This is a genomic window from Xenorhabdus poinarii G6 (assembly GCF_000968175.1).
Lineage (GTDB): Bacteria > Pseudomonadota > Gammaproteobacteria > Enterobacterales > Enterobacteriaceae > Xenorhabdus > Xenorhabdus poinarii.
In genome coordinates this window covers 2,288,773-2,314,772 of the sequence record NZ_FO704551.1, presented here as the reverse complement: position 1 = coordinate 2,314,772, position 26,000 = coordinate 2,288,773, and the positions used below count along the sequence as shown (strand labels likewise).

Below are 26,000 nucleotides of genomic sequence, written 5' to 3'. Positions count from 1 at the left end.
ACGAAACGATGTTGAAGATTGCGCTTGATGCGGTGAATGCGGTAAGGAAAAAAACGCAAGATGCTTTTGATGGTGCGGGGCAGTGTGATTACAAACCTGATCGTTCGGTGGTCACGCAAACGGATATCATCCTGGAAGCAGAGCTTCGGGATATCTTTGCTAAACGCACGCCGGGTGTCCCTGTTTGGGGGGAAGAATTTGGGTTGCGTGGAGCCGCAGAATTTGATTCTGGTTGGATCATTGATCCTATTGATGGCACAAGAGCATTTATATACGGTGTCCCTTTATTCAGTACTTTGATTGCTTTTGTTGAAAAAGGTGAGCCGGTCATTGGCGTGATGAGTTTTCCGGCTATTTCGACTGTGGTGTATGCATCAAAAGGTCAGGGTTGCTGGATGCATGTGGAAGGCAAGCCATTGCGCCAACTCAAGATTGCAGAAAACTCACCGGAAACCGTGGAACAGGCTGTTATTGCCGCGTCAGGCATACACAGTACACGTTATCACTTTACGGAAGGCACTGTCGCTTATCATTTGGATGGATTAGTTAAATCAGCCCGTGATTTTACGTTTGTGAATGATGCTTACCAGCACGCAATGGTCGCGGCCGGACGTCTGCATTGCGCTATTGATACCCTGATGAAACCGTGGGATAGCGCGGCGATTTTACCCTGTATCAAAGAAGCTGGCGGTGATTTCTGTGCCTTGAGTGGCGAGCGGGAAAACGTCATCTTGGGTGGCAGCTTGATATCCGCATGTACACCGAGATTACTTGATCGTGTCGTAGAAATCATGAATGCTTCGCCTCGGGATGACGTGAACGCCAGTCACAGATGAACAATTTGACCTATATCCGTGATGACAGGCGGATGACGAAAAAAAGCCCGAAAGGCCGGGCTTGATGTTCAGTTTGGGTGGATACCCATGGCGAGTTGGAGGTCTGTTAACGTGATCATTAGCATCATGGGATCGATGGGAGAAGGAACAAATCCGATATACTCATAGAAGCGTTTCGCCTCTTCGGACAGGGCATGAACAACCATACCCCGAACACCCACCAGCCCGGAGGCTTGTAAGACACGGAGTGCGGCATCTTTGACAAGAGCCCGCCCTATCCCCATCCCTTTGGCCTTCACATCGACGGCCAATCGTCCGAGCAGGATGATGGGGATGTCAGAGGGCATGTTTCGCTTGAATCGCCCGACGGCCTGAGATGTGGTTATGACGCCGGTCGATAATGCGTAATAGCCCATTACCTGGTTATCAATACAAGTCACAAAGGTGCGGGATGCCCTGGAGCGCTGGTTTGCCATAGCGCGAGTTTTCAGCCAGTGATCCAGCGATTCCTCGCCGGAGCAGAATGCTTCTATGCTGTGGCTGTGCTGAAGTGGTTCAGGTTCAGTCAGATTCACTGTCATTTTTCCCAAGGAGATTTAGACATCATGGTTTTCCTGAGCGCTTCGTTGCTTCGCGGGGGTGCATCTAGTTGAGCCACGAACGCCTGATACACTTCTGGGCTTACTTTGATTACCCGCAGATCCGCCAGTGTTTCTTCTGCTGCACGGCGAACCGCTTCCAATATAAACTCAGTGCGGTTTTTACCGACCGAGTTCGCTGCACGGTCTAGCAGGATTTTATCTTCAGGTTTAATTCGCAGGTTCAGCGTTGAACGGGCAACGGTTGTTTCTGGTTTCTTCATGGGATTGCTTTGATTTGGCATAATGAACTCCGGAATAGATAACGGACTTCGCTAATTATATCAGATTGTAATGTCGTTGTCATTACGCAAGGGGGCGACATACAGGATCACCAACACGCAGGTAATCCCATTGATTAGTGCTGACAAACAAGCGCAGTCTCAATGCAGTTGCGCTGATAATCATCCCAAAAACCCGGAGGACGGCTTTCAATATCACTGTCTAACAACATGGGCTTATGCCATGAGAAGTGCTTAAGACCTGCTTCAGTGATTGCTTGCGCATACTGCTCACGGCTCCAACGATACAGGGTAAAAGGACTGGGTGGCGTTGTCAGGAATTCCGCACTGACTCGGATTGTCTCTTTCACTGGCTCTTCACTGAGTACCTTGACACCGTAATTTTCATTGTTCCCTTTGTCTAATCGAAAATCAGGTTCATAGGTATACGCGATCATTTTACCGTCAGGTTTAAGGTGATCGGCAACGGTACGGAACATCGCTTTCAGATCGTCAAAAGATTCCGCATGGCAGAATAACCAGGCGGCAACGATAAGATCAAATTTGCCGAACGATTCCATCGTGCAAACATTTCTTATATGAAATTCGATGTCATCGTTATCGTGTTCTGACTTATTTCTGGCAATCGCTATCATGTTATCTGATATATCGATACCAATGACGTTTGCCGCCCCCCGATTTTTGAATTCCCGACTAAAAAGACCATACCCACAGGCTAAATCTAATACGGATTTTCCGGTAATATCGCCAGCGAGATTGAGGAAGGTTCTAATTTCTACGCCGGTATGTCGGGTTGAATCTGAAAAACGAGCATAAAGATGGGCAATCGGATTATATAAAATATGATCATTCATTATTTCTATCCTTAATTAAAGTAAAGATGTTTTATTTATCTGAAAGATATTATTTAGTATTGGTATAATATTTTCTGATTATTGATCTTTTGAATATATTAAGAGGTCAGCAATGAATGAGATATCATTATTTTTATATTGATCCTGCCTTGTTTTTCATCAACCCACCGATGAGTGGGTTGATAGCCAGGTTATTCTGTGGCTAAAAAACGATAAATGGCCCGGAGAACCGCGTCCGGTTTTTCTGCATGAGCCCAATGCCCGCAACCCGCAACAACCCAGGCCGTTGCTTGTGGAAATTGACTGATAATCGCTGCACGATATTCCTCCGTAATATAATCTGAATTTCCGCCACGAATAAACAAAGCCGGTTTATGCCACGCCGGAAGCGTTTCCCAACCCATAATCTTTTCATACTCATTTTGTAAAACAGGCAGATTAAATTTCCATTCTCCTTGGCGAAAGGATTTCAGTAAAAATGGAATAACACCTTCTTCCTGAATATCCTGCTGCATAATCTCCGTTGCGGCTTGTCGGGTGTCTACACCGGCAGTCGTGACTTTGTTCAATGCAGCAAAAATATGTTCGTGGCGGTGGACGGAGTAAGCGACTGGCGCCATATCAATCACGACGATTTTCTCAATGCGTTCCGGTGCAATGGCTGTCATGGTCATGGCGATTTTGCCACCCATGGAATGCCCGACAATGATCGCTTTGGATATCGTTAATTCATCCAGGAGAGACAAAATGTCCTGTGCCATATCCGGGTAATCCATGTTTTCCAGGCGCGGTGAAATACCGTGGTTACGGACATCGATTTGCAGCACTGGATAATGTTGTTGTAAATCACGCCCCAATATTCCCAGATTGTTTAAATCCCCAAAAAGCCCGTGAATCAAGACAATAGGCGTTGAGCTTTGCGGCTTTTCCGGGGTGTGAAAATGATAATTTAATTGACGATTTGACTTCATGATTTGCCTAAATTTAATACCATTTATGTTATGTTTAATATTGCGATACTTAATATCATGACATGTGAACAGTGACAAACTCAATGGGATGAATGTGATGAGAAATAGTTGTAACTGATTGATTTATTTTAGCGGGAAGTCAATTTTTCAATGATCCTTTTTAACATTGAGAATCACTTTAAGTTATTGAAAGTTTAATTGTTTTGTTTTTTGATATTATATCTTATAATCCCAAGATAAATTTTTCATTAAGAACAGTACTGGATAGAAATGAAAACGATAGAAGTTGATGAAGACCTTTACCGCTTTATTGCAAGCCAAACTCTGCATATCGGTGAAAGTGCATCTGATATTTTACGGCGCATATTGAAATTGGACGTCGGGCAGCCAGTACAAATGACAGAGCCTGCTAACACCCCGCTACCTGTTGTTAGCACTCCTGCTACCCGCTCCCGTGATGCTGTCCGTGTTATTCGTGAATTATTGCTTTCTGATAAGTACGCTGAGAAGAAAAAATCGATCGAGCGTTTTCTACTGATTCTGTCTACACTCTATCGCTTGGATAGCGAAGGTTTTTCCAAAACAACAGAAACGATGCATGGCCGTACCCGTACCTACTTTGCGGGCGATGAGTACACGTTATTAGCCAGTGGTAAGCAAACTAAACCACGTCATATCCCCGGCACGCCTTTTTGGGTGATTACTAATACCAATACTGACCGTAAACGTAGCATGATTGAACAAGTGATGCAGGATATGAAATTCCCGGCAAATTTGATCGAGAAAGTGTGTGGTACTCTTTAATCCGGCTTAATTTGGCGAATCTTCTTGTAGCTGATGGCCCTACATATCCAATCGTTTGACTTATTTATACTGCGCTGGTGATACGCCAGCGCACTCTCCCAGGAGAAAAATAACGTGGCAATTCATCCAAGAGCAGGGCAGCTCGCCCAACAGCATGATTTAATTAATGTTGCCCAACTCACCTCACAGTATTACACCTTACAACCCCATCCTGAAAACCCGGCCCATCAGGTCAAATTCGGTACCTCTGGCCATCGCGGCAGTGCTGGACGCAATAGTTTTAACGAATTACATATTCTGGCGATTGCTCAGGCGATTGCAGAAGTGCGTTTGCACAGCGGGATTACTGGCCCATGCTATGTGGGTAAAGATACCCATGCCCTTTCAGAAGCGGCATTCATCTCTGTATTAGAAGTGTTGACAGCGAACGGTGTGGATGTGATTGTGCAGGAAAATAACGGATTCACACCGACTCCGGTTATTTCTCATGCCATCTTATGTCATAACCGTCAGGGAAAAAACCGGGCAGATGGGATTGTGATCACCCCTTCGCATAATCCGCCCGAAGATGGTGGAATTAAATATAATCCGCCCAATGGCGGGCCTGCCGATACGGATTTGACGGCCATTATTGAACGTCGTGCCAATGAATTGCTGATGAATGATCTTAATGGGGTCAAGCGACAGCCTTATGAACAGGCATTAAAAAGTGAATACCTGCATGCTCAGGATTTGGTCGATCCTTATGTCACCACGCTGGGTGAAGTCGTCGATATGGCCGCTATCCAGAAAGCGAATTTAAAAATTGGCATCGATCCTCTCGGTGGCTCCGGGATTGCTTACTGGCAACGGATTGGCGAATATTACAACCTTGATCTGACATTGGTGAATGACAAAATCGATCAGACATTCCGTTTTATGACGCTGGATCATGATGGAGTGATCCGCATGGATTGTTCATCTCGTTGGGCTATGGCCGGGTTACTGGAGCTGCGTGATAAATTTGATTTGGCTTTCGCCAATGATCCCGATTATGACCGCCACGGAATTATTACCCCGACGGGTTTAATGAATCCTAACCACTATCTGGCCACGGCAGTGGATTACCTGTTCCGTCATCGTCCTCAATGGTCGGAAAAAATAGCCGTGGGTAAAACACTGGTTTCCAGCGCCATGATTGATCGTGTTGTTGCCGATCTGGGTCGTCAATTGGTGGAAGTGCCCGTCGGTTTTAAATGGTTTGTGGAAGGGTTATATCAAGGTGAGCTGGGTTTTGGTGGAGAAGAAAGTGCGGGGGCTTCTTTCCTGCGTTTTGATGGCACGCCGTGGTCAACGGATAAAGATGGCATTATTCTTTGCTTGCTGGCGGCTGAAATGACCGCTATCACCGGAGAGAACCCACAGCAACGTTACGACAAACTGGCTGCCAGATTTGGTACACCGAGCTACAGTCGTATTCAGGCGCCGGCGACTCATCAGCAAAAAGCGTTATTGTCCAAGTTGTCGCCAGAAATGGTGAAGGCCGATGTATTGGCAGGTGATCCGATAACGGCTCGTCTAACAACGGCATCGGGCAACGGGGCGTCCATTGGCGGCTTGAAAGTGATGAGTGATAACGGTTGGTTTGCTGCCCGCCCTTCTGGTACGGAAGAGGCTTATAAAATCTATTGTGAAAGTTTCCTCGGTGCAGAGCATCGAGAAAAAATTGAGCAAGAGGCTCAGGCGATCGTCAATCAGGTCTTCGCGGCAGGTTGATGAATGCGTCATTTCTGACCAGAAAAAGACAAGCCGTAGCGATTGTTACGGCTTTTTGGTTTTTGTGACGTGGGTGATCGCTATTGATGATGTTGCGGGATTTATCACGGTAAATGGGGTTATCCCAAAGCGACCATCAAAGCGCCGAGGGTAATGAGCACAATGCCAGCGGAAGCCAGTAGCGAAATTTTCTCACCAAATAGAATGACCGCCAGAATGACCGCAAAGACGACACTCAATTTATCGATCGGAGCCACTTGGGAAACATTGCCATGTTTGATCGCCAGAAAATAGAATAACCAGGAGAGGGCGCCGGCAATGCCACTGAGTAGGATAAATAACAGCGCCTTGCGATTAGCCATAATTTCGCTGATCAGATTCAATTTTCCCTGTACAGCAACAACACCTACCAGAAACAGTGCCATGATGACCGCCCGAATTGCCGTGGCTGTATTGGCATCCAGATTTTGCAACCCAATTTTGCCAAAAATGGCCACTAGCGCTGCTGTCAGCGCAGAGAGTAAGGCATAAACCAGCCAGGTACTCATGTTCAATTATCCCTATCTTTACTGTGTTTGACTAATGTGGTAAATCATAATTCATTTTGTTATCTGAGTATGTTTTATCGGGATATTTTTTATCTGTCTATTATGAGACGTATCTCAACGCTAAAAATGCGTCCCTTACAGCAATCACTCATCCTTTCCCCTCCCCCCTGATATTTATTAATCAAGGAGGAGGTGAGTAGATCTCATTCCCTGTTTAATCAATTCAATAAAAAGATCCCCGGCAAATGGTGAATGTACTCTTTCTATTGAAGAGGTTTGACTGTGAAATCTGTCTTTTGGCGAAAATTTTATCTTATTGTATGCAATAGCCTAGTGATTTTATTACTGACAAGCTGTGCAACAGGCCGTTTTGTACCAAATAGTCTTATACAAAGTCAGTGTTATTTGTTCAACACGCAGGAGAAACTGATGACACAACGTTTGAAGCAGCGAGCAGGCAGTGAACCGGTCTCTCGTTGTCATACTGATCCCGCTCATTCTGTCCCCGAAATTTCTCAAGCCGCCGCACATTGGGTTGATAGCCAAACGTTATTATGGTCAGGTGGTGAAAATAAAGCGATTGTCCGGCTGTATTACAACCCCAATAATAGGGTAGAGATCAATAACCGTGGCCATCTTACCGATAACTATCTGACACTCACGCCAACGACGTTAAGTCAGGAAAGCGCAAAAAAATTCCCTCATCTGGCAACGTGGCCAGCCTTCCGTTTGCCAGAAAATGTGGATATAGATCAACTGCTGACCGGCGATTTGGTGGTTGTATCCACTAATCAACACGGCTTATTTCTGGCGGCAACGCAAGTCCAAACGGCAGGCGTGTTGGATGATCGTTTCGCTGATGCGGCGGCGAAATGGGAATATGGCGCACGGATAAATCGTACCGGTGTGATATTCAGGTTGTGGGCACCGACAGCCCAAAAGGTGAGTCTGGTTATCTATGATCAGGATAAACAGATTATCGCCAATCACGCCATGCAACGGGATGCAGCCAGTGGCTCTTGGTCATGGCAAGGTGATAAGAAATTAAACGGTGCTTATTATCGCTATGCTTTACAGGTTTACCACCCTCAATCCCGTCAGGTAGAACGTTACGAAGTGACCGATCCCTACTCTCATAGCCTGTCGACGAATTCGGAATATAGTCAGGTCGTTAACCTGAATGATGAGGCATTAAAGCCACATAACTGGGATAACCTGTTGGCACCACATCCACAAAATACCCCGATGGACATTGCGCGCATGACCATCTATGAAGCGCATATTCGTGATCTTTCCGCCGCAGATAAAACAATCCCCGCTGCCTGGCGGGGTAAATACCTGGCGCTGACTGACAAGAACAGCGACATGTTCAGGCATCTTAAGGCGCTGAGTGAGGCGGGAATGACGCATCTGGAATTGCTGCCGGTGTTTGATATCGCGTCTATCAATGAATTTCGTCATCAGGTTGCGGATCTTGAACACCCTTTTAGCCGTCTGTGCCAAATAAATCCAAGGGTGAAAAACAGTCGTTTTGCTGATTATTGTCATCGTTCATTGACCGTACGGGAGGTTTTGCAGCAGCTGCAACGTGATGACAATATCAATCATCCGCAGGTGCAAGAATTGAATGCGATGGTGGCAAAAACGGATTCCTATAACTGGGGTTATGATCCGTTTCACTATTCAGTACCGGAGGGGTCTTACGCGACGGAGCCTGAAGGTGTTGGGCGTATAAAAGAGTTTCGTACCATGATACAGGCGATCAAACAGCAATTAGGCATGAATGTGATCATGGATGTTGTCTACAACCATACCGATGCGGCAGGTCCGACAGCCAATACATCAGTGTTGGATAAGATTGTGCCCTGGTATTACCACCGTTTGGATGAAATCACGGGCAAGGTTGAAAATCATACCTGTTGTTCCGACACGGCACCTGAACGTCGTATGTTTGCCAAACTGATAGAAGATTCTCTGGTGACGTGGGTTAACGATTATAAGATAGATGCGTTCCGGTTTGATTTAATGGGCTATCACCCCAAAGCACAAATGATATCGGCGCTGGAAAAAGTGCGGGTTATTAACCCATCGGTGTACTTTTTCGGTGAGGGCTGGAATTCGGATCAAGATGATCGATTCGAAACTGCTTCTCAAATCAACCTGAAAGGAACGGGGATAGGGACTTTTTCTGATCGGTTGCGTGATGCTGTGCGTGGCGGTGGGCCATTTGATGTTGCTGACAGTATTCGCCGCCATCAGGGGGTCGGTAATGGTGCTGAAGTGTTACCGAATGAAATTGCCGGGCCAGATGCCGATAACGTTCGCCATTTATGGGATTTGGTTCGTCTGGGCATGGCTGGCAATCTGGCTGATTTTGTCATGATCGATAAAGACGGCGCCGTGAAAACAGGACGTGAAATGGACTATAAAGGCGTAGCGGCGGGTTATGCGTCCGATCCGACTGAGGCGCTGAATTATGTCTCTAAACACGATAACCAAACCTTGTGGGATATTATTAGCTATAAAGCGGCTCATGAGGCCGATTTGTGGACACGGGTTCGTATGCAGGCAATCTCGCTTGCTACCGTTTTCCTCGGACAAGGGCTGGCGTTTGATCAACAGGGTTCAGAATTATTGCGTTCAAAATCTTTTACCCGTGACTCTTATGACGCCGGCGATTGGTTTAACCGTGTCAGCTATGACTATCAGGACAATAATTATGATGTGGGGCTGCCCGGACGAGCGGATGATGGTGATAATTATCCACTGATTCATCGTGTGAAAAATCAGGTGAAAAAACCGGGTAAAAATGAATTATTACCGATGGTGGCGTTTTATCAGGAGTTATTGCGGCTACGTCAATTCTCACCCTTAATGACGTTGGGTCACGGGGCTGCGGTCAGGCAGCGAGTGGATTTTGTTAATGTCGGCCCACATCAGCAAATGGGTTTACTGGTCATGACGATTGATGATGGCAATATGACGTCAGGTGATCTTGATCGGCGGTTTGATGGTCTGGTCGTTGTGATTAATGCTGCACCCTGGTCGGTGACGGTGAAAGATCTTAACGTCAAGGGATTGATGTTAAATGATATTCAACGTGAATTGGGCGAAGCGTCTCTGGCTGCGGGAGTACGGATCTCAGAACAGAGTGAAATCACAATGCCGGCATGGTCGGCAGCCGTATTGGTTCTGCCGCAAGCAGGAATTCGTGGATCAGGTTTGCCGGTTCGCAGGAAATAACGCAACTCGCCTGGTGCTTCAGGCGGGGATCAGCCCACCCGTTCAGTTTTTGGGAGCTGCCAGGGGGAGAAGAAAATGAAAACTGGCTCCCCCTTTTTTATTGTTAGCCGTCCATATTTTTCCACCGTGAATTTCAATAATAGAACGGCAGATCGCCAAACCTGATCCGATACCGCGTATCGGCGATGCTTGGTTGGCATATGAAAATGGTTCAAAAATATGTTTTTCTTGCCCCGGCGGAATGCCTGTTCCGGCATCCCAGACTTCAACATGTAGTTGTTGACTGGTGACTTTCTCTATTGTGGCGAGTATGCCCAGGGGCGTTTTTTCATGGGTGTATTTAATGGCATTTTCCAACAAGTTGATAAAAACACGTTCCAGTAAGGTGGCATCACAATACAGTAATAAATCGTTAGGTAAGGAAAGTGCGACGGTGTAGTGATTGAGGGCATATGCCAGCGAGCGAAAGGCATTATCGACAATATCTTCCAGTGAGTGCCATTCCAGATTGAGCTGAATTTCGCCTGATTGAAGCCGCGCCATATCCAGCAGGTTATTAACCAGTCGAGATGTACTGAGGATTTGTTGGTGAATTTGGTTAACCTGTTGAGTATAAGGCGAGTTTCCGCCCGCGAGATCCCTCATCAGCACTTTAGACTGGTCAAATAATACGGTTAATGGGGTACGTAAATCGTGAGACAGCGCGACCAGCAATGAATGATGCAGTTGCTCCCGCTCAGCGTCGAGTTTGGCGGATTCGGCTTTGCGGGCAAGATGTAAGCGTTCCAGTGCATTGGCAATCAGTCCCGTGAAGATGTGTAATAACCGTTGTTGCTCAGGCACCAGTAATTGGCGTAGGTTAGGGGATTCAATGGCAAGAACGGCAAAAACCTGAGCCGGTGTGGCGATAGGCAGTAATTGATAAGGGACGCCCGGTAATGTATCTGTCCCTGCGCCGGCGGGCTGTTTTTTATCAAAGCACCATTTGGCGATCGCTTCATCAATTCGCATCTGCCCCCCATTGTGAGCGCTTATTTGGTATAAATGATGGTGGCAATCGGGCAGCAATAACCCTGTTTTTGCCTGAAAGCTATTGGAGAGAAAGTGATAGCTGATACGGGCGATATCCTCTTCGCTCAATGCCTTGCTCAGTTCACGCGTGATTTCATACAGGTGCCGTGTTCGCTGTTCGCGGTAGCGGGCTATTCTGGCCTGATAGCGTATTCCTGCGGTGAGGTTACCAACAACGGCTCCGACAATCAGCATGACAGTCAATGTGAGCAAATATTGCATATCTTTGACTGCCAGTGACCAGTGTGGCTGGACAAAGAATAAATCGAAACTGATGACATTAATGAACGCGGCAAAGACGGATGGCCAACGTCCATAAAACAGGGCAATCATGACAACACCAAGCAGGTAGAGTGTGACCAGATTGGCTTGATCAAGGGTGACTAAAAATGCCCAGGAAAAAAAAGTAATGAGGACACAAAGTACCACGGCGACTAAAAAACCCTGAACCGGAACAAACCACTTATCATGGGAGGTTCGGTTATCTTTGAGTTCTTTGTCGCCGCGTTTTTTATCTTCCAGCGCAACAATAATCAAATCTAAATCAGGGCCGAGTTTTCCCAGTCGCTCTGAAAAATCGCGATGCCATTTAAAACCCAAGATATTTGGCTGTGAGCCGTAATAACGACCAATCAGGATCTTGCCCAAATTGTGCTCTCTGGCATAACGTAAGATGGCCTTTTCTTGATGGGGATCGGAAAGCGTGGCTGTTTCGGCCCCGAGATCTTGGGCCAGTTTTAAGGATTGTAAGATAGCGTGTCGCTTGCTTTCTGGCAGCCGGTGCAATTTGGGGGTTTCAACGTAAACGGCGTGCCAGACACAATTGAGTTTTGCGGCTAAACGAGCCGCTTTCCGAATCAGTTTTTCATTTCCCGCATTGTCACCAATACACAGCAATAAATTCTCTCGCGTATGCCATACGGGTTCCCTTCCGTGTGTATCACGAAAAGCACGCATTTGTTCATCGACACGATCGGCAGTGCGACGCAACGCCAACTCACGCAGCGCAATCAGATTTCCTTTCCGAAAAAAATGTTCAATAGCCCGCTCAGCCTGACCTGAAATATACACTTTGCCATCATTGAGCCGTTGGCGCAGATCGTCTGGCGGGAGATCCACCAGCACAACATCATCAGCCTGATCAAAAATGTGGTCGGGTATTGTTTCCCGCACACGGACACCGGTAATGCCGCCGACAATATCATTTAAACTTTCCAAATGTTGCACATTGATGGTGGTCAGTACATCAATGCCGGTCTCTAGTAATTCTTCTACATCCTGCCAACGCTTCGGATGGCGGCAGCCTTTGGGGTTACTGAAAGCCAGTTCATCCATCAGAATAATGGCTGGATGGCGGGCAAGGGCAGCATCAATATCAAATGTTGCTATTCTGCGCTTATGGTGGTGGACATATTTGGCGGGCAATTGAGGTAAGCCTTTTAGCAGCGCTGCGGTTTCTTGTCGCTCATGGGTTTCAACCACGCCAACAATCACATCTAATCCTTGTGCCAGCAGGCGTTGGGCTTCTTGCAACATGGCATAAGTTTTGCCGACGCCGGCACAAGCCCCAAAAAAGATTTTGAGCTTGCCGCGGGGTTTTGCGTTTGCCAGTGTCAATAATTCATCAGGATCGGGGCGTTGTGGTTCATGTTGCGCCATATCTTATCTGCCTGTTGGGTTCAGATTATCCAATGCCAGATTCAGTTTCAGTACATTGACGATGGGTGGCCCCAGATATTTCAGCCGCGGGTATTGAATATGTTGTTGAATGAGTTCATGAATGATTTCAGGGGGAATGTGGCGGGCTGCCGCAACCCGGTGTAGCTGAAATTCAGCCGCTTCTGGTGAGATATGGGGATCGAGTCCGCTACCGGATGCCATAATGAGATCCACGGGGATCGGAGCGGTTGAGTGGGGATTAAATAAGCTGACCTGGTTAATGCGTTGCTGTATTTTGCTGTTCAGCGCCGGGTTGGTCAGCGCGAGATTACTCCCCCCGGATGACAAGGGATTGTATGGTTTTTCGGCCGTCATGGAAGGGCGCCCGTGAAAATAGCGGGGGCTGGTAAAAACTTGTCCGATTAATTCAGCACCAACGAGTTGACCATTGTGTTCTATCAGGGAACCTCTGGCTTGGTGAGGAAAGAGAAATTCCGCGATGCCGGTCACCAGTAATGGATAGGCCAAGCCAGTGACGATGCTCAGAAATATCAGTAAAACTAAGGAAGAACGTAACCAGATCATTGTTCATCACCTTGATTTGACGGTCGAATGGTTGAAAGACAGGTTATTACCATCGTCAATTAAAAAATGAAGGCCGTGAGCAACATGTCAATGAGCTTGATACCGACAAACGGCACAAATAATCCCCCAAGACCATATATCCATAGATTTCGGCGTAAAAGTGACAAGGCGTTCATTGGGCGATAACTCACGCCTTTTAACGCCAGGGGCAGCAGAAAAATGATGATGAGCGCATTGAAGATCACCGCAGACAGTACCGCCGATTCCGGGGAGTAAAGCCGCATGATATTCAAGGTATTGAGTTGTGGATAGGTCACTGAAAAGGCCGCCGGAATGATGGCAAAATATTTCGCAATATCATTTGCGATGCTAAACGTCGTCAACGCGCCACGGGTCATTAACATCTGCTTGCCGATATGGACAACTTCAATCAACTTGGTGGGATTAGAATCCAAGTCAACCATATTTCCCGCCTCTTTTGCTGCCTGTGTCCCTGAATTCATGGCCACAGCAACATCGGCTTGTGCCAGCGCGGGGGCATCATTTGTGCCATCGCCGGTCATGGCAACCAAACGCCCTTCGGCCTGATATTGGCGGATCAGGGCGAGTTTTGCTTCCGGGGTGGCTTCTGCCAGAAAGTCATCAACGCCCGCTTCGGCGGCAATGGCAGCGGCCGTCAGGTGATTATCCCCTGTGATCATCACGGTCTTGATGCCCATTTTACGCATTTCACTGAAGCGTTCCTTAATGCCGCCTTTCACAATATCTTTCAAGGCAACAACGCCCAGGACGCGCTGTTTTTCAACTACAACCAGCGGTGTTCCGCCTTTGTGCGCGACTTGCTGTACTAATTGGTCAATCTCATCAGGAAAATGGCTGTGGTTAGCTTCAATATAGCGACGAATCGTATCAACCGCCCCTTTGCGGATTGTGCGATCGCCAATGTTGACGCCACTCATGCGTGTGATGGCAGAGAAAGGAACGAATGTGGCTTTTAATGCTCGAAGATCACGCTCACGCATATTGAAACGTTGTTTTGCCAGGATCACGATGCTGCGTCCTTCCGGCGTTTCATCGGCAAGCGAAGAAAGTTGGGCGGCATCAGCCAGCTGTCGTTCTGTCACGCCCGGCGCGGGTAGAAATTGCGATGCCTGACGGTTGCCGAGTGTGATCGTGCCGGTTTTATCGAGTAGCAGGACATCCACATCGCCGGCGGCTTCGATCGCCCGCCCGCTGGTGGCAATGACATTGGCTTCCAGCATACGACTCATCCCTGCCACGCCAATGGCGGACAGTAGTCCGCCAATAGTGGTGGGGATCAGACAAACCAGTAAGGCAATTAATACCGTGAGCGTAATAGGGGCACCGGATTGATTGGCCTGGACACTGAACAAGGAAAAAGGGAGCAGGCTGACACAGACCAGCAAGAAAATCAGGGTCAAGGCGGTGAGTAAAATAGTGAGGGCAATTTCATTGGGGGTTTTACGTCGCTTCGCGCCTTCAACCATTGAAATCATTCTGTCTAAAAACGTTTCTCCCGGATTGACGCTACATTTTACGATTAACCAATCGGATAAAACGCGAGTACCGCCAGTCACAGAGGAAAAATCCCCGCCCGATTCGCGGATAACCGGGGCAGATTCGCCGGTTATCGCGCTTTCATCAACGGAAGCACCTCCCTCAATAACGTCCCCGTCACAGGGAATAATGTCACCTGCCGTGACCAGCACAATATCGCCTTTGCGCAACGCGTCAGACAGGACTTTTTCTTTGGTCGCTTCAGGATTGGCAGAAGCCAGTTTGATCGCCCAACTGGTTTTTTTGACGTTTTTCAGGCTGGAGGCTTGCGCTTTGCTACGCCCCTCTGCCAGCGCTTCTGCAAAGTTGGCAAACAGTACGGTAAACCATAACCAGACGGCAATCGCACCGGTAAATGTCGTGTTGCCGGGGAATTGTCCAGCGAATAGGCCAATCCAAAATAGTGTTGTCAGGCAACTCCCGACATAAACAACGAACATCACCGGATTGCGCCATTGCTGAGCCGGATGACATTTTTTCAGTGAATCGATAAATGCATGGCGAATTAAAGTCGATTCAAATAATACGTGTTGTTTATTTTTCATGTCTTATCTCACGGCCAATTATCTCACAGCCAAAGTTGTAGGTGTTCTGCGATCGGGCCAAGCGCCAGCGCCGGGATAAACGTGAGAGCACCAATCAGTAAAATGACCAGAATGAATAATCCAATAAAAAGGACACTATGGGTTGGTAAAGTGCCACTGCTAAGAGGCTGGCGTTTTTTGTTGACCATAGAACCGGCGATGGCAAGAACCGGCAGAATGACACCAAAGCGCCCAAGCAACATGGTGATTCCTAATAGCAGGTTATAAAACATCGTGTTGGCATTGAGTCCGGCAAACGCACTGCCGTTGTTGTTGGCTGTAGATGAAAACGCATAAAGCACTTCAGTGAAGCCGTGGGCACCGGGATTGGTCATCGCGCTGCGACCGGCATCGGTTGAAATCGCCAGCGCGGTTCCTAATAACACCAGTGAAGGGGTGACTAAAATGGCCAGTGCGACCATTTTCATGTCGTACACATCAATTTTTTTGCCTAAGTATTCTGGTGTCCGGCCAATCATCAGACCGGCAATAAATACCGCAAGCAGAACGAACAGTAAGATACCGTAAAGGCCGGAGCCGACCCCGCCGAATATGACTTCACCAATTTGCATCAACCAAAGTGGGATCATGCCACCCAATGGGGTAAAAGAATCATGCATAGCATTGACGGCACCACAAGACGCGGCGGTCGTCACTACACCGTAGAGAGCTGAGCCGAGGATACCAAAGCGGGCTTCCTTTCCTTCCATATTGAAAGGATGACTGATACCGGACTGGAGGAGGTGAGGATTACCTGCGCTTTCGGCAGATATGACGACGCTGACAGCAACAATAAAAACCAGGCTGATGGCGCCAAGTAAGGCGTATCCTTGACGACGGTCGCCAACGACCTGACCGAATGCGAAACATAATGCACTGGGGATCAAGAAAATCGCCAGAACTTGTACAAAGTTACTGAGTGACGTCGGGTTTTCAAATGGATGGGCTGAGTTTGCCCCAAAAAAGCCACCACCATTGGTGCCCAACAGTTTTATCGCCTCTTGAGACGCGACTGGCCCCATAGGGATCCATTGTGGTTGTCCTTCAAGAGAATGAGTCAGCACATAGGGTGACAAGTTTTGGATAACACCTTGACTGACAAAGAATAACGCGACGATGATCGCCAGCGGAAGTAAAAGATATAAGGTAATGCGGCTGATGTCGATCCATGCATTCCCCACGGTTGCCGCGCTTTGACGGGAAAACGCCCGCATTAAGGCAAAAGCCACCGCAATTCCGGTTGCCGCAGACAGAAAATTCTGTACCGTTAATCCAGCCATTTGGCTCAGGTAACTGAGCGTATTTTCTCCACCATATGCTTGCCAATTGGTATTGGTGATAAAGCTGATCGCGGTATTCAGTGCCAGATCCCATTTCATCCCGGCAAAATGTTGCGGATTCAGCGGCAAATACCCCTGACTGATTAATAGGATAAACAGGAACAATAATCCGGCGAGATTAAATGAGAAGATCGCCAGCGCATACTGCCACCAGTTCATTTCTCTGACATCATGGCCCGGCTTTTGCTGGCCACAGCTACGCCACAGGATGCGTTCCGCTTTTGTCAGCCAGTAAGGTAATTCGCCGGTGACAAGTCTGGCAATGAGTTTGCTAAGCGGCTTACTCAATAGAAACAGGATGAACAGGAAACTGGCAATCAGTAAGAACGCTGATGCTGCCATTTAAAAATCCTCCGCATTCATTAATGCATATACCAGATAACCCAGTAATAACGCCACTAAAAAAATGCCAAGGATCAGGGATATATTCATGGTGTATCTCCTTGTTCATTTCTTTAATCAATAACCCGTTACCGCATCGGAATGGCCAGATAAAGACGTGATGAATCGCAAGTCTGAAAATGAAAAAAAGTCTCAATAATTAGCTGAATTTATCGACAGAACATCACTGAGAATAAGTGTAGCAAACAATATTGAGTTAATTTTTTGTTTTCAATTTGTTTGTTTTGTTTCTGTTTAAGTGTAATTTTGTAATTAAATTACGTAATGCGGGGAAAAAGTGACATAGACGACTAAAATAGTGGTCTGATGAGTGGTAATTTTTCATTTTATTAGATAAAATTTTGCACATCTTACAGAGTAAGCCCATGAGGAGGGGATCCGTGTCTGTATATCGTGAATATTCTTGGTACCAGATTCTCTTGCGGCGTACTGGCGCTATATCATTGGGTGTCGTTGCGCTCCCTGTCATGCTGTTTCGTCGCGATCGGGCGCGTTTTTATAGCTACCTGCATAAAATATGGGTCAAAACCAGTGATAAGCCAGTGTGGCTGGAATGTTCTGAAATCGCTTTAGGAACCCGAACCCGCTAAAGGGTATTGATGGCGCTTAATCATTTTCTCTGTCTGTCGGCCCCCCGTTTCTGGTTTTCCTGCCTGAGTGAACATGCCTGATGTAACCTATTGCAGTCCCAAATTTTAACACCTTGCCCGTTAATGCGGGCAAATTGACGTCGTCAATGGCAGGCATGTATTGTATGGTGAAGAAAAAATAAAATGGCAAGGGGAAGATGATGAACAATATTAAATTGGAGCATGTCATTAACACGGAATTGAGTGTCCGGGAATTTCAGGATTATGCCCCCAATGGATTACAGGTAGAAGGGCGTTCCCATGTTCAGCGGGTCATTACTGGTGTCACCGCGTGTCAGGCATTATTGGATGAGGCGGTTCGTCTTGAAGCGGATGCTGTCATCGTTCATCATGGGTATTTTTGGAAGAATGAATCGCCGGTTATCCGAGGCATTAAGCGTCGCCGTCTACAAACACTGCTCTATCATGATATCAACCTGTATGGTTATCATCTGCCGTTAGATGCTCATCCTGTTTTGGGGAATAATGTGCAGTTAGCCCGTCAGATGGGTGTGAAAGTGATCGGTCAGGTTGAGCCTTTTCTGCCTCATGGCGTGTTTGAACAGCCGATTACGCCAGCAGAATTGACTGAACGCCTGGAAAAAAATCTGGGGAGAAACGTATTGCATTGTGGCGACAATGCGCCACAAGAAATTCGTACACTGGCATGGTGTACCGGTGGCGGTCAAAGTCTTATTGAACAGGCGGCTGAATTTGGTGTTGATGCGTTTGTCACGGGAGAAGTATCAGAAAAAACCATCCATATTGCCCGTGAAACAGGAATGCATTTTTTTGCGGCAGGGCATCATGCCACTGAACGCGATGGAATCAAAGCGCTCGGTGAATGGCTGGCAAACCATCATGGCCTGGATGTGACTTTTATCGATATTCCTAATCCGGCTTAATCTTGCGTTAATCTCGATGGCCTCCTGATTTGATTTCCGCTTTAGCAATCGGAGGCTGTTGATTTTTGTATCCTGTTCAACCCCTTATGTCGACATGCTTGAAAATTGAGTGTTAATGATGGCTTCGACCAGCGTGATGCCGATGGGCGTCAGCGTGACCTTATCGCCGGAGACTGTCACCAACGCTTTTTCCACCAATTTTTCCAGCGTGCAATTAATGATCGGATTATCAAACAAGCTGTTGCCGTCAAAACGCGGCTTGAACACTTTGTCGTCCACGGGGATCAGGGTGGATAGTGCCATTTTGAAGGCGTTGACTTCGCGCTGGTGCGGTGAGAAAGCGCGGCTCTCCTCGATAGGCATGCGGTTTTCGTTCAGTGCTTCCTTGTACTTCTTGTAGCCGGTGATATTGATGGCCTCGGCGCGGGTCGATTTGGAGCTGCCGCCTAACCCAATGGCTACTTCCGGGTACTGTTGATCGAGGTCGGTGATGAGCGCCTTCCATTTTTCCGGCTGCTTATCGTTGCGGTGGAAGTACATCGTGGGGTGTTCGGTGTAACCGTCGGCAAGATATTTCTCGATCAGTTCGCGCATCTGATACTGTTTGCCCAGTCCCGGAAAACGCATGTTGTTAATAGTAATCAGTCCCTTTTTTTGCCACAGACTTTCGCGTTCACCCGATACGCCTGTGCGGTTTTTGATGAATTCATCCATGTGCAATTTGGTGCAGACGACGTGGGAGAGTTCCAGTTCGAGCGTCTTAAGTCGTTTTATGTTTTGTGAGATTTCACACAAATATTGAAAATTATCTCCCCTTGCTTTGGAAAAAAGACAAAATCACCATGCTGCCTCCACAACAAATCAGTATATGGCCCAATACCTGACTCCAGCCTGCGATGGCTAAGCCCAGCCCCAGTAGTAAATAGTAAAACAAGCCGAGTAAAGCGCCGGCAGTCCCCAGTCGATCTGAATAGTGGGCTAATACGGAAGCCAGAATATTGGGAATCGCCAGTCCGTAAGCGATGACGGTGCCTAATACGGGAACAATAAAGAGCCAGTGATTTTCGAGCAGGTAGACACCGATCCCACTCAATAAACTGATCCACGAGGCGAGCAAAACGAGCCGGGCAGGCATCCATTGTTGCTTTAAGAGGTAGGTGTTTAATAAAGAACCGAGTCCAACACCGAGAGTCAATAATAAACCAGTATAACCGAATACCTCCTGTGACAATCCCAGTTGTTCAAAGCGAAAGGGCGCTAATTGGTAGTAACTGAACAGACAGAGATTGAAAAAGGCAATTAAGAAGGCATTTCGCCAAATTGAAACATCTTTAAGCATCCTGATTGCTGTGCTGAGCACCGGCACGCTGGTCACGTCATCAGGTCGGGTTTCGGGTAATCGAACACTAGACCAACAGGTCAGGAGAGCGGCCAGAATAGTCAATCCAGCAAAAACGGCTTTATAGCCCGCAAAATAGTTCAATGCGGAGCCGCTCAGCATACCGATAGCAGGGCTGGCCGCTAAGGCAATCCCCATGATGGAAAACACGCGTGCTAACGCTTCTCCGCGGTAAGTATCACGTATCATGGTTTGTGCCCCGACCGAGCCAACGGCGGCACCGAAAGCAGACAGCATTCTGGCAACGAGCAATAACCAGAATTGTTCGGTCAACAGTGCCAGCAGGGAAGCGAAACCGTAGAGTGACAGGCCAGTCAGTATCGTCGGGCGTCTGCCAATCACATCACACATGCGACCCCATACGACAACACCCAGAGCAAATGCAAAAAAATAGAGTGACAGTGTTTGAGCAGCTTGTGCTGGGCTAACGGAAAATCCGTCGGCAATATTGGTTAATGCAGGGCTATAGAAGGTTTCTACAATGTGCGGAAACATCATCAAGGCAATCGCGAGCCAAAGTGAGGGTTTAGTTTGCATGATTTTTTCTTTATGCGGATAAGTGAATTATGGCTAGACAGGTTAGCATTCCGGTTTCTGTCTTTTTATGATAATAAAGACAATTTATTTACTTAATCAGACATTTGGCCAGGAGAAATAACGTGGCGTGGTTACAGCAAAGTGATCATTTTGATCCTGATCGTTTGGATGTGCCTGTGGCAGGGATTGCAGCGGAGATGGGACACCATGACTCTGGTTTTCATCAGCATAAGAGGGGGCAATTGTTATTTACCCAACAGGGCTGTATCAAGATCACCTTGGCAAATCAGATTTCTATTCTGCCACCCACCAGAGTGGCATGGATCCCTCCCGGAACACGGCATCGGGCTGAAATGCGTGGCTCGGTTGGTTACCGATCTATTTATTTTGATATTGATTATTTAAATACGCATTATTTGCTTCCGTCTGAAACGGCATTCTTTTCGACACAAAGTGAAGTATTGGAAGCAACGTCACTGTTACAGGTACTTTTAGAACGTATCGCAACCTCTTCTTTTGATGTCGACTGGTATCAGGGAAAGGGGGCGAATTTACTGGCTGTATTTTTTGATGAAATTCGTGACGCGCGTAGAGAGGTGACTTTATTGCCGTTGCCGTTTGATCGGCGTTTAGCCCGTTTGTCATTTGAACAATTGCCCCCACCATTGCATAGACTCGCCGCTGATGTCGGTGCCAGTGAAAAAACGATTACTCGGCTGTTTCAGCGTGAAACCGGCATGAATTATCAGCAGTGGCGACAACAATGGCGATTGGTAAAGGCGGTAGAGCTATTGGTACAGAATAAAACCTTATCCTATGTTGCACAGGAACTCGGCTTTAGCAATGACAGCGCGTTTGTCACGTTTTTCCGTAAAGCGATGGGGCGACCGCCGAGGGAATATATCAACAATGACACCCCTAATATCAGCGTAAATGTTGATATGCGAGGTGCCGAAATACCCTATTCAAAAGCATGTCAATCGTAATGTTGACGTGGCGGGCTTATTTTTTTAACTGGCTCTGAAAGTCGCGTTTATCGTGGCCCGTGTAAAGCTGACGTGGGCGAGCGATCTTCAAGCCTTCATCATGCATTTCATTCCAGTGTGCAATCCAGCCAATCGTGCGGGCAATGGCGAAAATGACCGTGAACATCGACGATGGGATCCCCATGGCTTTCAAGATAATGCCAGAATAGAAATCAACGTTTGGATACAGTTTTTTCTCAATGAAGTAGGGGTCATTCAGGGCAATGCGTTCTAATTCCATTGCCACTTCGAGCAGGCTGTCATTTAAGCCAAGTTCATTGAGGACTTCATGGCAGGTTTCACGCATCACTGTCGCGCGAGGATCGTAGTTTTTGTAAACGCGGTGACCAAAGCCCATCAGGCGGAAAGAATCATTTTTATCTTTGGCACGCGCGATAAATTCAGGGATGTGTTCAACCGTTTGAATTTCTTCCAGCATTCGCAGACAGGCTTCGTTGGCGCCCCCGTGTGCAGGTCCCCACAAAGATGCGATGCCAGCGGCGATACAGGCAAATGGGTTAGCTCCCGAAGAACCCGCAGTCCGTACTGTTGATGTGGACGCATTCTGCTCATGATCGGCATGCAGAATGAAGATACGATCCATCGCACGTTCTAAGATCGGATTCACCTCATATTCTTCACAAGGTGTTGAGAACATCATATGCAGGAAATTGGCGGCATAGGACAGATCATTACGAGGATAAACAAAAGGTTGGCCAAGAGAATATTTGTAACACATTGCCGCAACAGTGGGCATTTTAGACAGTAAACGATACGCTGTGATTTCACGGTGGCGAGGATTATGGACATCTAATGCGTCATGGTAGAAGGCCGCTAATGCCCCTGTCACACCACACAGTACGGCCATTGGATGGGAGTCACGGCGGAAACCGTGGAACAGACGTGTGATCTGTTCGTGGATCATGGTATGACGAGTCACCGTCGTTTTGAATTTGGCGTATTCTTCGGGAGTGGGTGGTTCACCGTATAACAGGATATAGCAGACTTCCAGATAGGTTGATTCCGTTGCTAGCTGAGCGATAGGAAAACCACGGTGTAGTAAAATGCCTTCATCGCCATCAATATAGGTGATTTTCGACTCGCAGGAGGCAGTGGAAGTAAAGCCTGGATCGTAGGTATAGAAGCCTTTTGAGCCGAGGGTACGAACGTCAATCACTTCAGACCCGAGAGTCGGCGTTAGTACGTCTAGTTCGATAGCAGCTGAACCATTTATGTTCAACGTAGCCTTTTTATCAGCCATTTACATCTCCTTAGCGCTTATTTTTGTAACTCCTAACAACCCGATGGACGCGATTTCAACTGTGCCGAAAGTATCGTGTGACCGGAAAGAATTTAGAATCAAGCTGATGTCACATTTTATGCTGAAATCTTATTACGGATGACAATGGTTTTTAGGTTGTTAGAAAGTTTTTGAAAGTTATGTTTAAAATATTATTTACACAAAATGTTATCATTTTGTGCTTTACGGAATACTTTTTCATAACTTTTATTTTTCGTTAAGATTAATTTTTCATCACAAAATGACGGTAAATAATATATAACGACATATATGTAAGATAAATGTTTAATCTTTGTCAAACAACATAATCATTTTTATGATAAGTTTTTGAACCGTGATCTTTCTCACTGTTCAGGCTAAATGTTATTAATCATATTGTGTGGGAATTGTAATAACTATGTGAAGTAATTATACTTCCGGGAGGTCTCCGGATTACCCTGAAGTAGGAGCACCCAGCGTAACCAAATCACAACTTTTGATAAACAGTCGGGATTGTTAAGTTAATCATGTTGTGTCTTTGTATCCTCTTAGAGCGCTGTCTGATTCCCGCCCAGGACCGGAGGATGGAAAATAAAAAAAAGCTTTGTGGGCAAAATTGTGAAAAAACAAAGACCTGTCAACCTTGATCTGCGGACGATTAACCAACCCGTCTCCGCGATAGCATCGATCTTGCACCGTATCTCAGGCGTCATCACCTTTATCGCAGTGGGTATCCTGCTGTGGTTGCTGGGTATTTCGCTGTCTTCACAGGAGGGCTTCCTACAAGCATCTGAAATCATGACGGGCTTTTTCGCCAAATTTATCCTGTGGGGGATATTGACGGCGCTGGCTTACCACATCTGTGGTGGCATACGCCATGTGTTAATGGATTTTGGTTTCTTGGAAGAAAATCTCGCTACCGGTAGTGCATCTGCCAAAGTAGCAATAATCATCGCGGTTATTCTGTCTATTCTGGCTGGGGTATTAATATGGTAAGCAACGCATCCGCATTGGGTCGTACGGGGATTCAGGATTGGCTGCTACTGCGGGCATCTGCAATTATTATTGTATTGTACGTTCTCTATCTCGTTGGTTTTGTCGCAACAACGTCAGATATGACTTATGAAGTCTGGCGTGGTTTCTTTTCTTCATCCCTCACGAAAGTCTTCACAGTATTGGCTCTGTTTTCCATTCTGGTTCACGCCTGGATTGGCATGTGGCAAGTACTGACGGATTATGTCAAACCACTTGCGCTGCGTCTGGTTCTGCAACTGGTGGTGATTGTAGCGCTGTTAACTTATTTGATTTACGGAACAATCGTTGTGTGGGGAGCATAAATGAAACTGCCAATAAGAGAGTTTGACGCTGTTGTTATTGGTGCGGGTGGCGCAGGTATGCGTGCTGCACTGCAAATTTCACAAATGGGATTATCTTGTGCCTTGATTTCCAAGGTGTTCCCGACGCGTTCCCATACTGTTTCAGCACAAGGTGGCATCACGGTTGCGCTAGGCAATAGCCATGACGATAACTGGGAATGGCACATGTATGACACGGTGAAAGGTTCTGATTATATCGGTGATCAGGATGCCATCGAATATATGTGTAAGACTGGCCCGGAAGCCATTTTAGAATTGGAACATATGGGGCTGCCGTTCTCTCGTCTGGATAATGGTCGTATTTATCAGCGTCCATTTGGTGGGCAATCCAGAAATTTTGGTGGTGAGCAAGCCGCTCGTACCGCCGCTGCGGCTGACCGAACCGGTCATGCGCTATTACACACGCTGTATCAGCAGAATTTGAAGAACCACACAACCATCTTCTCTGAGTGGTATTCGTTGGATCTGGTGAAGAATCAGGATGGTGCGATTGTTGGTTGTACCGCCATTTGTATCGAAACGGGTGAAGTCGTTTATTTTAAAGCTAAAGCAACGATTTTAGCCACGGGGGGAGCTGGTCGAATTTTCCAATCCACAACAAATGCGCATATTAATACGGGCGATGGTGTCGGTATGGCATTGCGTGCGGGTGTTCCGGTGCAGGATATGGAAATGTGGCAGTTCCACCCAACCGGCATTGCGGGTGCGGGTGTGCTGGTGACAGAAGGCTGTCGGGGTGAAGGTGGCTATTTGCTGAATAAAGACGGTGAACGTTTTATGGAGCGTTATGCTCCCAATGCGAAAGATCTTGCCGGCCGTGATGTGGTCGCACGTTCTATGATGATTGAGATCCGTGAAGGCCGTGGTTGCGAAGGCCCGTGGGGTCCTCACGTTAAATTGAAACTGGATCATCTGGGTAAAGACGTATTGGAATCTCGTCTGCCGGGTATTCTTGAATTATCCCGTACTTTTGCTCACGTGGATCCAGTGAAAGAGCCAATCCCTGTTATTCCGACTTGCCACTATATGATGGGCGGTATCCCAACGAAAATCACCGGTCAGGCACTGACCGTCAATGACAAAGGTGAAGATGTTGTGATTCCGGGTCTGTTTGCGGTTGGTGAAATTGCTTGTGTCTCTGTTCACGGTGCAAACCGCTTGGGCGGGAACTCGTTGTTGGATCTGGTCGTCTTTGGCCGTTCCGCGGGTCTGCATTTGAAAGAGTGCTTGATGGAACAAGGAACTAGCCGTGATGCCGGTGAATCTGATGTTGATGAATCACTGCAACGTCTGAACCGTTGGAATAGTACTCGTTCAGGTGAAGATCCGGTTGAAATCCGCAAAGCTTTGCAAGCTTGTATGCAGCATAATTTCTCGGTATTCCGTGAAGGTGATGCGATGGCAAGCGGGTTGGAAGAGCTGAAAGTTATCCGCGAACGTCTGAAAAATGCGCGTCTGGATGATACTTCGTCAGAGTTCAATACCCAGCGCGTTGAATGTCTGGAATTGGATAACCTGATGGAAACCGCTTATTCGACTGCGGTTGCTGCGAATTTCCGCACAGAAAGTCGTGGTGCTCACAGCCGTTTTGACTATCCAGAACGTGATGACGCTAACTGGCTGTGCCATAGCCTGTATTTACCGCAAACTGAGAGCATGACTCGCCGTGAAGTGAATATGCAGCCCACGCTGCGTGAAGCTTTCCCGCCGAAAGTGCGTTCTTACTAATTGCGTTGCTGA

23 protein-coding genes are annotated in these 26,000 nt (G+C 47.1%); 10 read left to right on the top strand and 13 right to left on the bottom strand.

Annotated features, from left to right (window positions below; genetic code table 11):
* Positions 1–8: 8 nt before the first annotated feature.
* Positions 9–836 (top strand): inositol monophosphatase family protein, encoded by an 828-nt coding sequence (locus XPG1_RS10710; protein ID WP_045959073.1) that lies wholly within the window; start codon positions 9–11, stop codon positions 834–836.
* A gap of 68 nt (positions 837–904) precedes the next feature.
* Here the strand turns inward: XPG1_RS10710 and XPG1_RS10705 are convergent, their stop codons facing one another.
* The 4 genes from XPG1_RS10705 to ybfF all read right to left on the bottom strand — a co-directional run bounded on the left by XPG1_RS10705 (position 905) and on the right by ybfF (position 3,541).
* Positions 905–1,417: a GNAT family N-acetyltransferase gene (locus tag XPG1_RS10705; protein ID WP_045959072.1), complete on the bottom strand. Its 513-nt coding sequence runs from the start codon at positions 1,415–1,417 to the stop codon at positions 905–907.
* Complete coding sequence (locus tag XPG1_RS10700; protein ID WP_231852998.1) at positions 1,414–1,719, bottom strand: type II toxin-antitoxin system TacA family antitoxin; 306 nt, start codon at positions 1,717–1,719, stop codon at positions 1,414–1,416. The genes XPG1_RS10705 and XPG1_RS10700 overlap by 4 nt, the downstream gene beginning before the upstream one ends.
* Before the next feature lie 113 nt (positions 1,720–1,832).
* Positions 1,833–2,570 carry a class I SAM-dependent methyltransferase gene (locus XPG1_RS10695; protein ID WP_045959071.1) on the bottom strand — a complete coding sequence of 246 codons (738 nt, stop codon included), beginning with the start codon at positions 2,568–2,570 and terminating at the stop codon, positions 1,833–1,835.
* Between the two features lie 191 nt (positions 2,571–2,761).
* Entirely contained in the window at positions 2,762–3,541 is a 780-nt protein-coding gene (gene ybfF, locus XPG1_RS10690; RefSeq protein WP_045959070.1) for an esterase, read from the bottom strand.
* A gap of 270 nt (positions 3,542–3,811) precedes the next feature.
* Here ybfF and seqA point away from each other — a divergent pair, with 270 nt between their 5' ends.
* A complete protein-coding gene (gene seqA, locus XPG1_RS10685; protein WP_045959069.1) occupies positions 3,812–4,345 on the top strand; it encodes a replication initiation negative regulator SeqA in 534 nt (177 codons plus the stop codon).
* A 114-nt stretch (positions 4,346–4,459) separates the two neighbouring features.
* Entirely contained in the window at positions 4,460–6,100 is a 1,641-nt protein-coding gene (gene pgm, locus XPG1_RS10680; protein WP_045959068.1) for a phosphoglucomutase (alpha-D-glucose-1,6-bisphosphate-dependent), read from the top strand.
* A 119-nt stretch (positions 6,101–6,219) separates the two neighbouring features.
* Here the strand turns inward: pgm and XPG1_RS10675 are convergent, their stop codons facing one another.
* Positions 6,220–6,648 carry an EamA family transporter gene (locus tag XPG1_RS10675; RefSeq protein WP_045959067.1) on the bottom strand — a complete coding sequence of 143 codons (429 nt, stop codon included), beginning with the start codon at positions 6,646–6,648 and terminating at the stop codon, positions 6,220–6,222.
* Between the two features lie 429 nt (positions 6,649–7,077).
* On the opposite strand from XPG1_RS10675, the gene pulA reads away from it, so the two are divergent.
* The gene (gene pulA / locus XPG1_RS10670) at positions 7,078–9,891 is read left to right on the top strand and encodes a pullulanase-type alpha-1,6-glucosidase (protein ID WP_045959066.1); all 2,814 of its coding nucleotides are present in this window, start codon (positions 7,078–7,080) and stop codon (positions 9,889–9,891) included.
* A gap of 42 nt (positions 9,892–9,933) precedes the next feature.
* On the opposite strand, the gene kdpD is transcribed toward pulA, so the two are convergent.
* Genes kdpD through kdpF form a run of 5 tightly spaced genes read right to left on the bottom strand, consistent with a single transcriptional unit; the run spans position 9,934 to position 17,140 of the window.
* Positions 9,934–12,621 carry a two-component system sensor histidine kinase KdpD gene (gene kdpD, locus XPG1_RS10665; RefSeq protein WP_045959065.1) on the bottom strand — a complete coding sequence of 896 codons (2,688 nt, stop codon included), beginning with the start codon at positions 12,619–12,621 and terminating at the stop codon, positions 9,934–9,936.
* A 3-nt stretch (positions 12,622–12,624) separates the two neighbouring features.
* Complete coding sequence (gene kdpC / locus XPG1_RS10660) at positions 12,625–13,206, bottom strand: potassium-transporting ATPase subunit KdpC (protein ID WP_045959064.1); 582 nt, start codon at positions 13,204–13,206, stop codon at positions 12,625–12,627.
* Between the two features lie 59 nt (positions 13,207–13,265).
* Entirely contained in the window at positions 13,266–15,329 is a 2,064-nt protein-coding gene (gene kdpB, locus XPG1_RS10655) for a potassium-transporting ATPase subunit KdpB (RefSeq protein WP_045959063.1), read from the bottom strand.
* Between the two features lie 23 nt (positions 15,330–15,352).
* Entirely contained in the window at positions 15,353–17,050 is a 1,698-nt protein-coding gene (kdpA, locus tag XPG1_RS10650) for a potassium-transporting ATPase subunit KdpA (protein WP_045959062.1), read from the bottom strand.
* Positions 17,051–17,140 (bottom strand): K(+)-transporting ATPase subunit F, encoded by a 90-nt coding sequence (gene kdpF, locus XPG1_RS17620; protein WP_071825372.1) that lies wholly within the window; start codon positions 17,138–17,140, stop codon positions 17,051–17,053.
* 350 nt (positions 17,141–17,490) lie between these two features.
* Here kdpF and XPG1_RS10645 point away from each other — a divergent pair, with 350 nt between their 5' ends.
* Positions 17,491–17,700 carry a YbfA family protein gene (locus tag XPG1_RS10645; RefSeq protein ID WP_045959061.1) on the top strand — a complete coding sequence of 70 codons (210 nt, stop codon included), beginning with the start codon at positions 17,491–17,493 and terminating at the stop codon, positions 17,698–17,700.
* A 200-nt stretch (positions 17,701–17,900) separates the two neighbouring features.
* Positions 17,901–18,644: a type 2 GTP cyclohydrolase I gene (locus XPG1_RS10640; RefSeq protein WP_045959060.1), complete on the top strand. Its 744-nt coding sequence runs from the start codon at positions 17,901–17,903 to the stop codon at positions 18,642–18,644.
* Between the two features lie 84 nt (positions 18,645–18,728).
* Here XPG1_RS10640 and XPG1_RS10635 read toward each other — a convergent pair whose 3' ends face one another.
* Both XPG1_RS10635 and XPG1_RS10630 read right to left on the bottom strand, forming a co-directional pair.
* Positions 18,729–19,358 carry a hypothetical protein gene (locus XPG1_RS10635; RefSeq protein ID WP_231852997.1) on the bottom strand — a complete coding sequence of 210 codons (630 nt, stop codon included), beginning with the start codon at positions 19,356–19,358 and terminating at the stop codon, positions 18,729–18,731.
* Positions 19,359–19,449: 91 nt separating this feature from the next.
* Positions 19,450–20,580, bottom strand: a complete 1,131-nt coding sequence (locus XPG1_RS10630; protein ID WP_045959059.1) for an MFS transporter — start codon at positions 20,578–20,580, stop codon at positions 19,450–19,452.
* A 122-nt stretch (positions 20,581–20,702) separates the two neighbouring features.
* On the opposite strand from XPG1_RS10630, the gene XPG1_RS10625 reads away from it, so the two are divergent.
* Positions 20,703–21,566 (top strand): AraC family transcriptional regulator, encoded by an 864-nt coding sequence (locus tag XPG1_RS10625; protein WP_045959058.1) that lies wholly within the window; start codon positions 20,703–20,705, stop codon positions 21,564–21,566.
* A gap of 16 nt (positions 21,567–21,582) precedes the next feature.
* Here XPG1_RS10625 and XPG1_RS10620 read toward each other — a convergent pair whose 3' ends face one another.
* Complete coding sequence (locus XPG1_RS10620; RefSeq protein WP_045959057.1) at positions 21,583–22,866, bottom strand: citrate synthase; 1,284 nt, start codon at positions 22,864–22,866, stop codon at positions 21,583–21,585.
* Between the two features lie 624 nt (positions 22,867–23,490).
* On the opposite strand from XPG1_RS10620, the gene sdhC reads away from it, so the two are divergent.
* The 3 genes from sdhC to sdhA are packed head-to-tail and all read left to right on the top strand — an operon-like array spanning position 23,491 to position 25,988.
* Complete coding sequence (gene sdhC, locus XPG1_RS10615) at positions 23,491–23,880, top strand: succinate dehydrogenase cytochrome b556 subunit (protein ID WP_045959056.1); 390 nt, start codon at positions 23,491–23,493, stop codon at positions 23,878–23,880.
* The gene (gene sdhD, locus XPG1_RS10610; RefSeq protein WP_045959055.1) at positions 23,874–24,221 is read left to right on the top strand and encodes a succinate dehydrogenase membrane anchor subunit; all 348 of its coding nucleotides are present in this window, start codon (positions 23,874–23,876) and stop codon (positions 24,219–24,221) included. The genes sdhC and sdhD overlap by 7 nt, the downstream gene beginning before the upstream one ends.
* Positions 24,222–25,988 carry a succinate dehydrogenase flavoprotein subunit gene (sdhA, locus tag XPG1_RS10605; protein WP_045959054.1) on the top strand — a complete coding sequence of 589 codons (1,767 nt, stop codon included), beginning with the start codon at positions 24,222–24,224 and terminating at the stop codon, positions 25,986–25,988.
* Positions 25,989–26,000: the final 12 nt, after the last annotated feature.

Bases quoted from the DNA above. Each gene is read 5' to 3' on its own strand.
- XPG1_RS10710 (WP_045959073.1), top strand. From the start codon at position 9: ATGTTGAAGATTGCGCTTGATGCGGTGAATGCGGTAAGGAAAAAAACG.
- XPG1_RS10705 (WP_045959072.1), bottom strand. From the start codon at position 1,417: ATGACAGTGAATCTGACTGAACCTGAACCACTTCAGCACAGCCACAGC.
- XPG1_RS10700 (WP_231852998.1), bottom strand. From the start codon at position 1,719: ATGCCAAATCAAAGCAATCCCATGAAGAAACCAGAAACAACCGTTGCC.
- XPG1_RS10695 (WP_045959071.1), bottom strand. From the start codon at position 2,570: ATGAATGATCATATTTTATATAATCCGATTGCCCATCTTTATGCTCGT.
- ybfF (WP_045959070.1), bottom strand. From the start codon at position 3,541: ATGAAGTCAAATCGTCAATTAAATTATCATTTTCACACCCCGGAAAAG.
- seqA (WP_045959069.1), top strand. From the start codon at position 3,812: ATGAAAACGATAGAAGTTGATGAAGACCTTTACCGCTTTATTGCAAGC.
- XPG1_RS10675 (WP_045959067.1), bottom strand. From the start codon at position 6,648: ATGAGTACCTGGCTGGTTTATGCCTTACTCTCTGCGCTGACAGCAGCG.
- pulA (WP_045959066.1), top strand. From the start codon at position 7,078: ATGACACAACGTTTGAAGCAGCGAGCAGGCAGTGAACCGGTCTCTCGT.
- kdpD (WP_045959065.1), bottom strand. From the start codon at position 12,621: ATGGCGCAACATGAACCACAACGCCCCGATCCTGATGAATTATTGACA.
- kdpC (WP_045959064.1), bottom strand. From the start codon at position 13,206: ATGATCTGGTTACGTTCTTCCTTAGTTTTACTGATATTTCTGAGCATC.
- kdpB (WP_045959063.1), bottom strand. From the start codon at position 15,329: ATGAAAAATAAACAACACGTATTATTTGAATCGACTTTAATTCGCCAT.
- kdpA (WP_045959062.1), bottom strand. From the start codon at position 17,050: ATGGCAGCATCAGCGTTCTTACTGATTGCCAGTTTCCTGTTCATCCTG.
- kdpF (WP_071825372.1), bottom strand. From the start codon at position 17,140: ATGAATATATCCCTGATCCTTGGCATTTTTTTAGTGGCGTTATTACTG.
- XPG1_RS10640 (WP_045959060.1), top strand. From the start codon at position 17,901: ATGAACAATATTAAATTGGAGCATGTCATTAACACGGAATTGAGTGTC.
- XPG1_RS10635 (WP_231852997.1), bottom strand. From the start codon at position 19,358: ATGGATGAATTCATCAAAAACCGCACAGGCGTATCGGGTGAACGCGAA.
- XPG1_RS10630 (WP_045959059.1), bottom strand. From the start codon at position 20,580: ATGCAAACTAAACCCTCACTTTGGCTCGCGATTGCCTTGATGATGTTT.
- XPG1_RS10620 (WP_045959057.1), bottom strand. From the start codon at position 22,866: ATGGCTGATAAAAAGGCTACGTTGAACATAAATGGTTCAGCTGCTATC.
- sdhD (WP_045959055.1), top strand. From the start codon at position 23,874: ATGGTAAGCAACGCATCCGCATTGGGTCGTACGGGGATTCAGGATTGG.
- sdhA (WP_045959054.1), top strand. From the start codon at position 24,222: ATGAAACTGCCAATAAGAGAGTTTGACGCTGTTGTTATTGGTGCGGGT.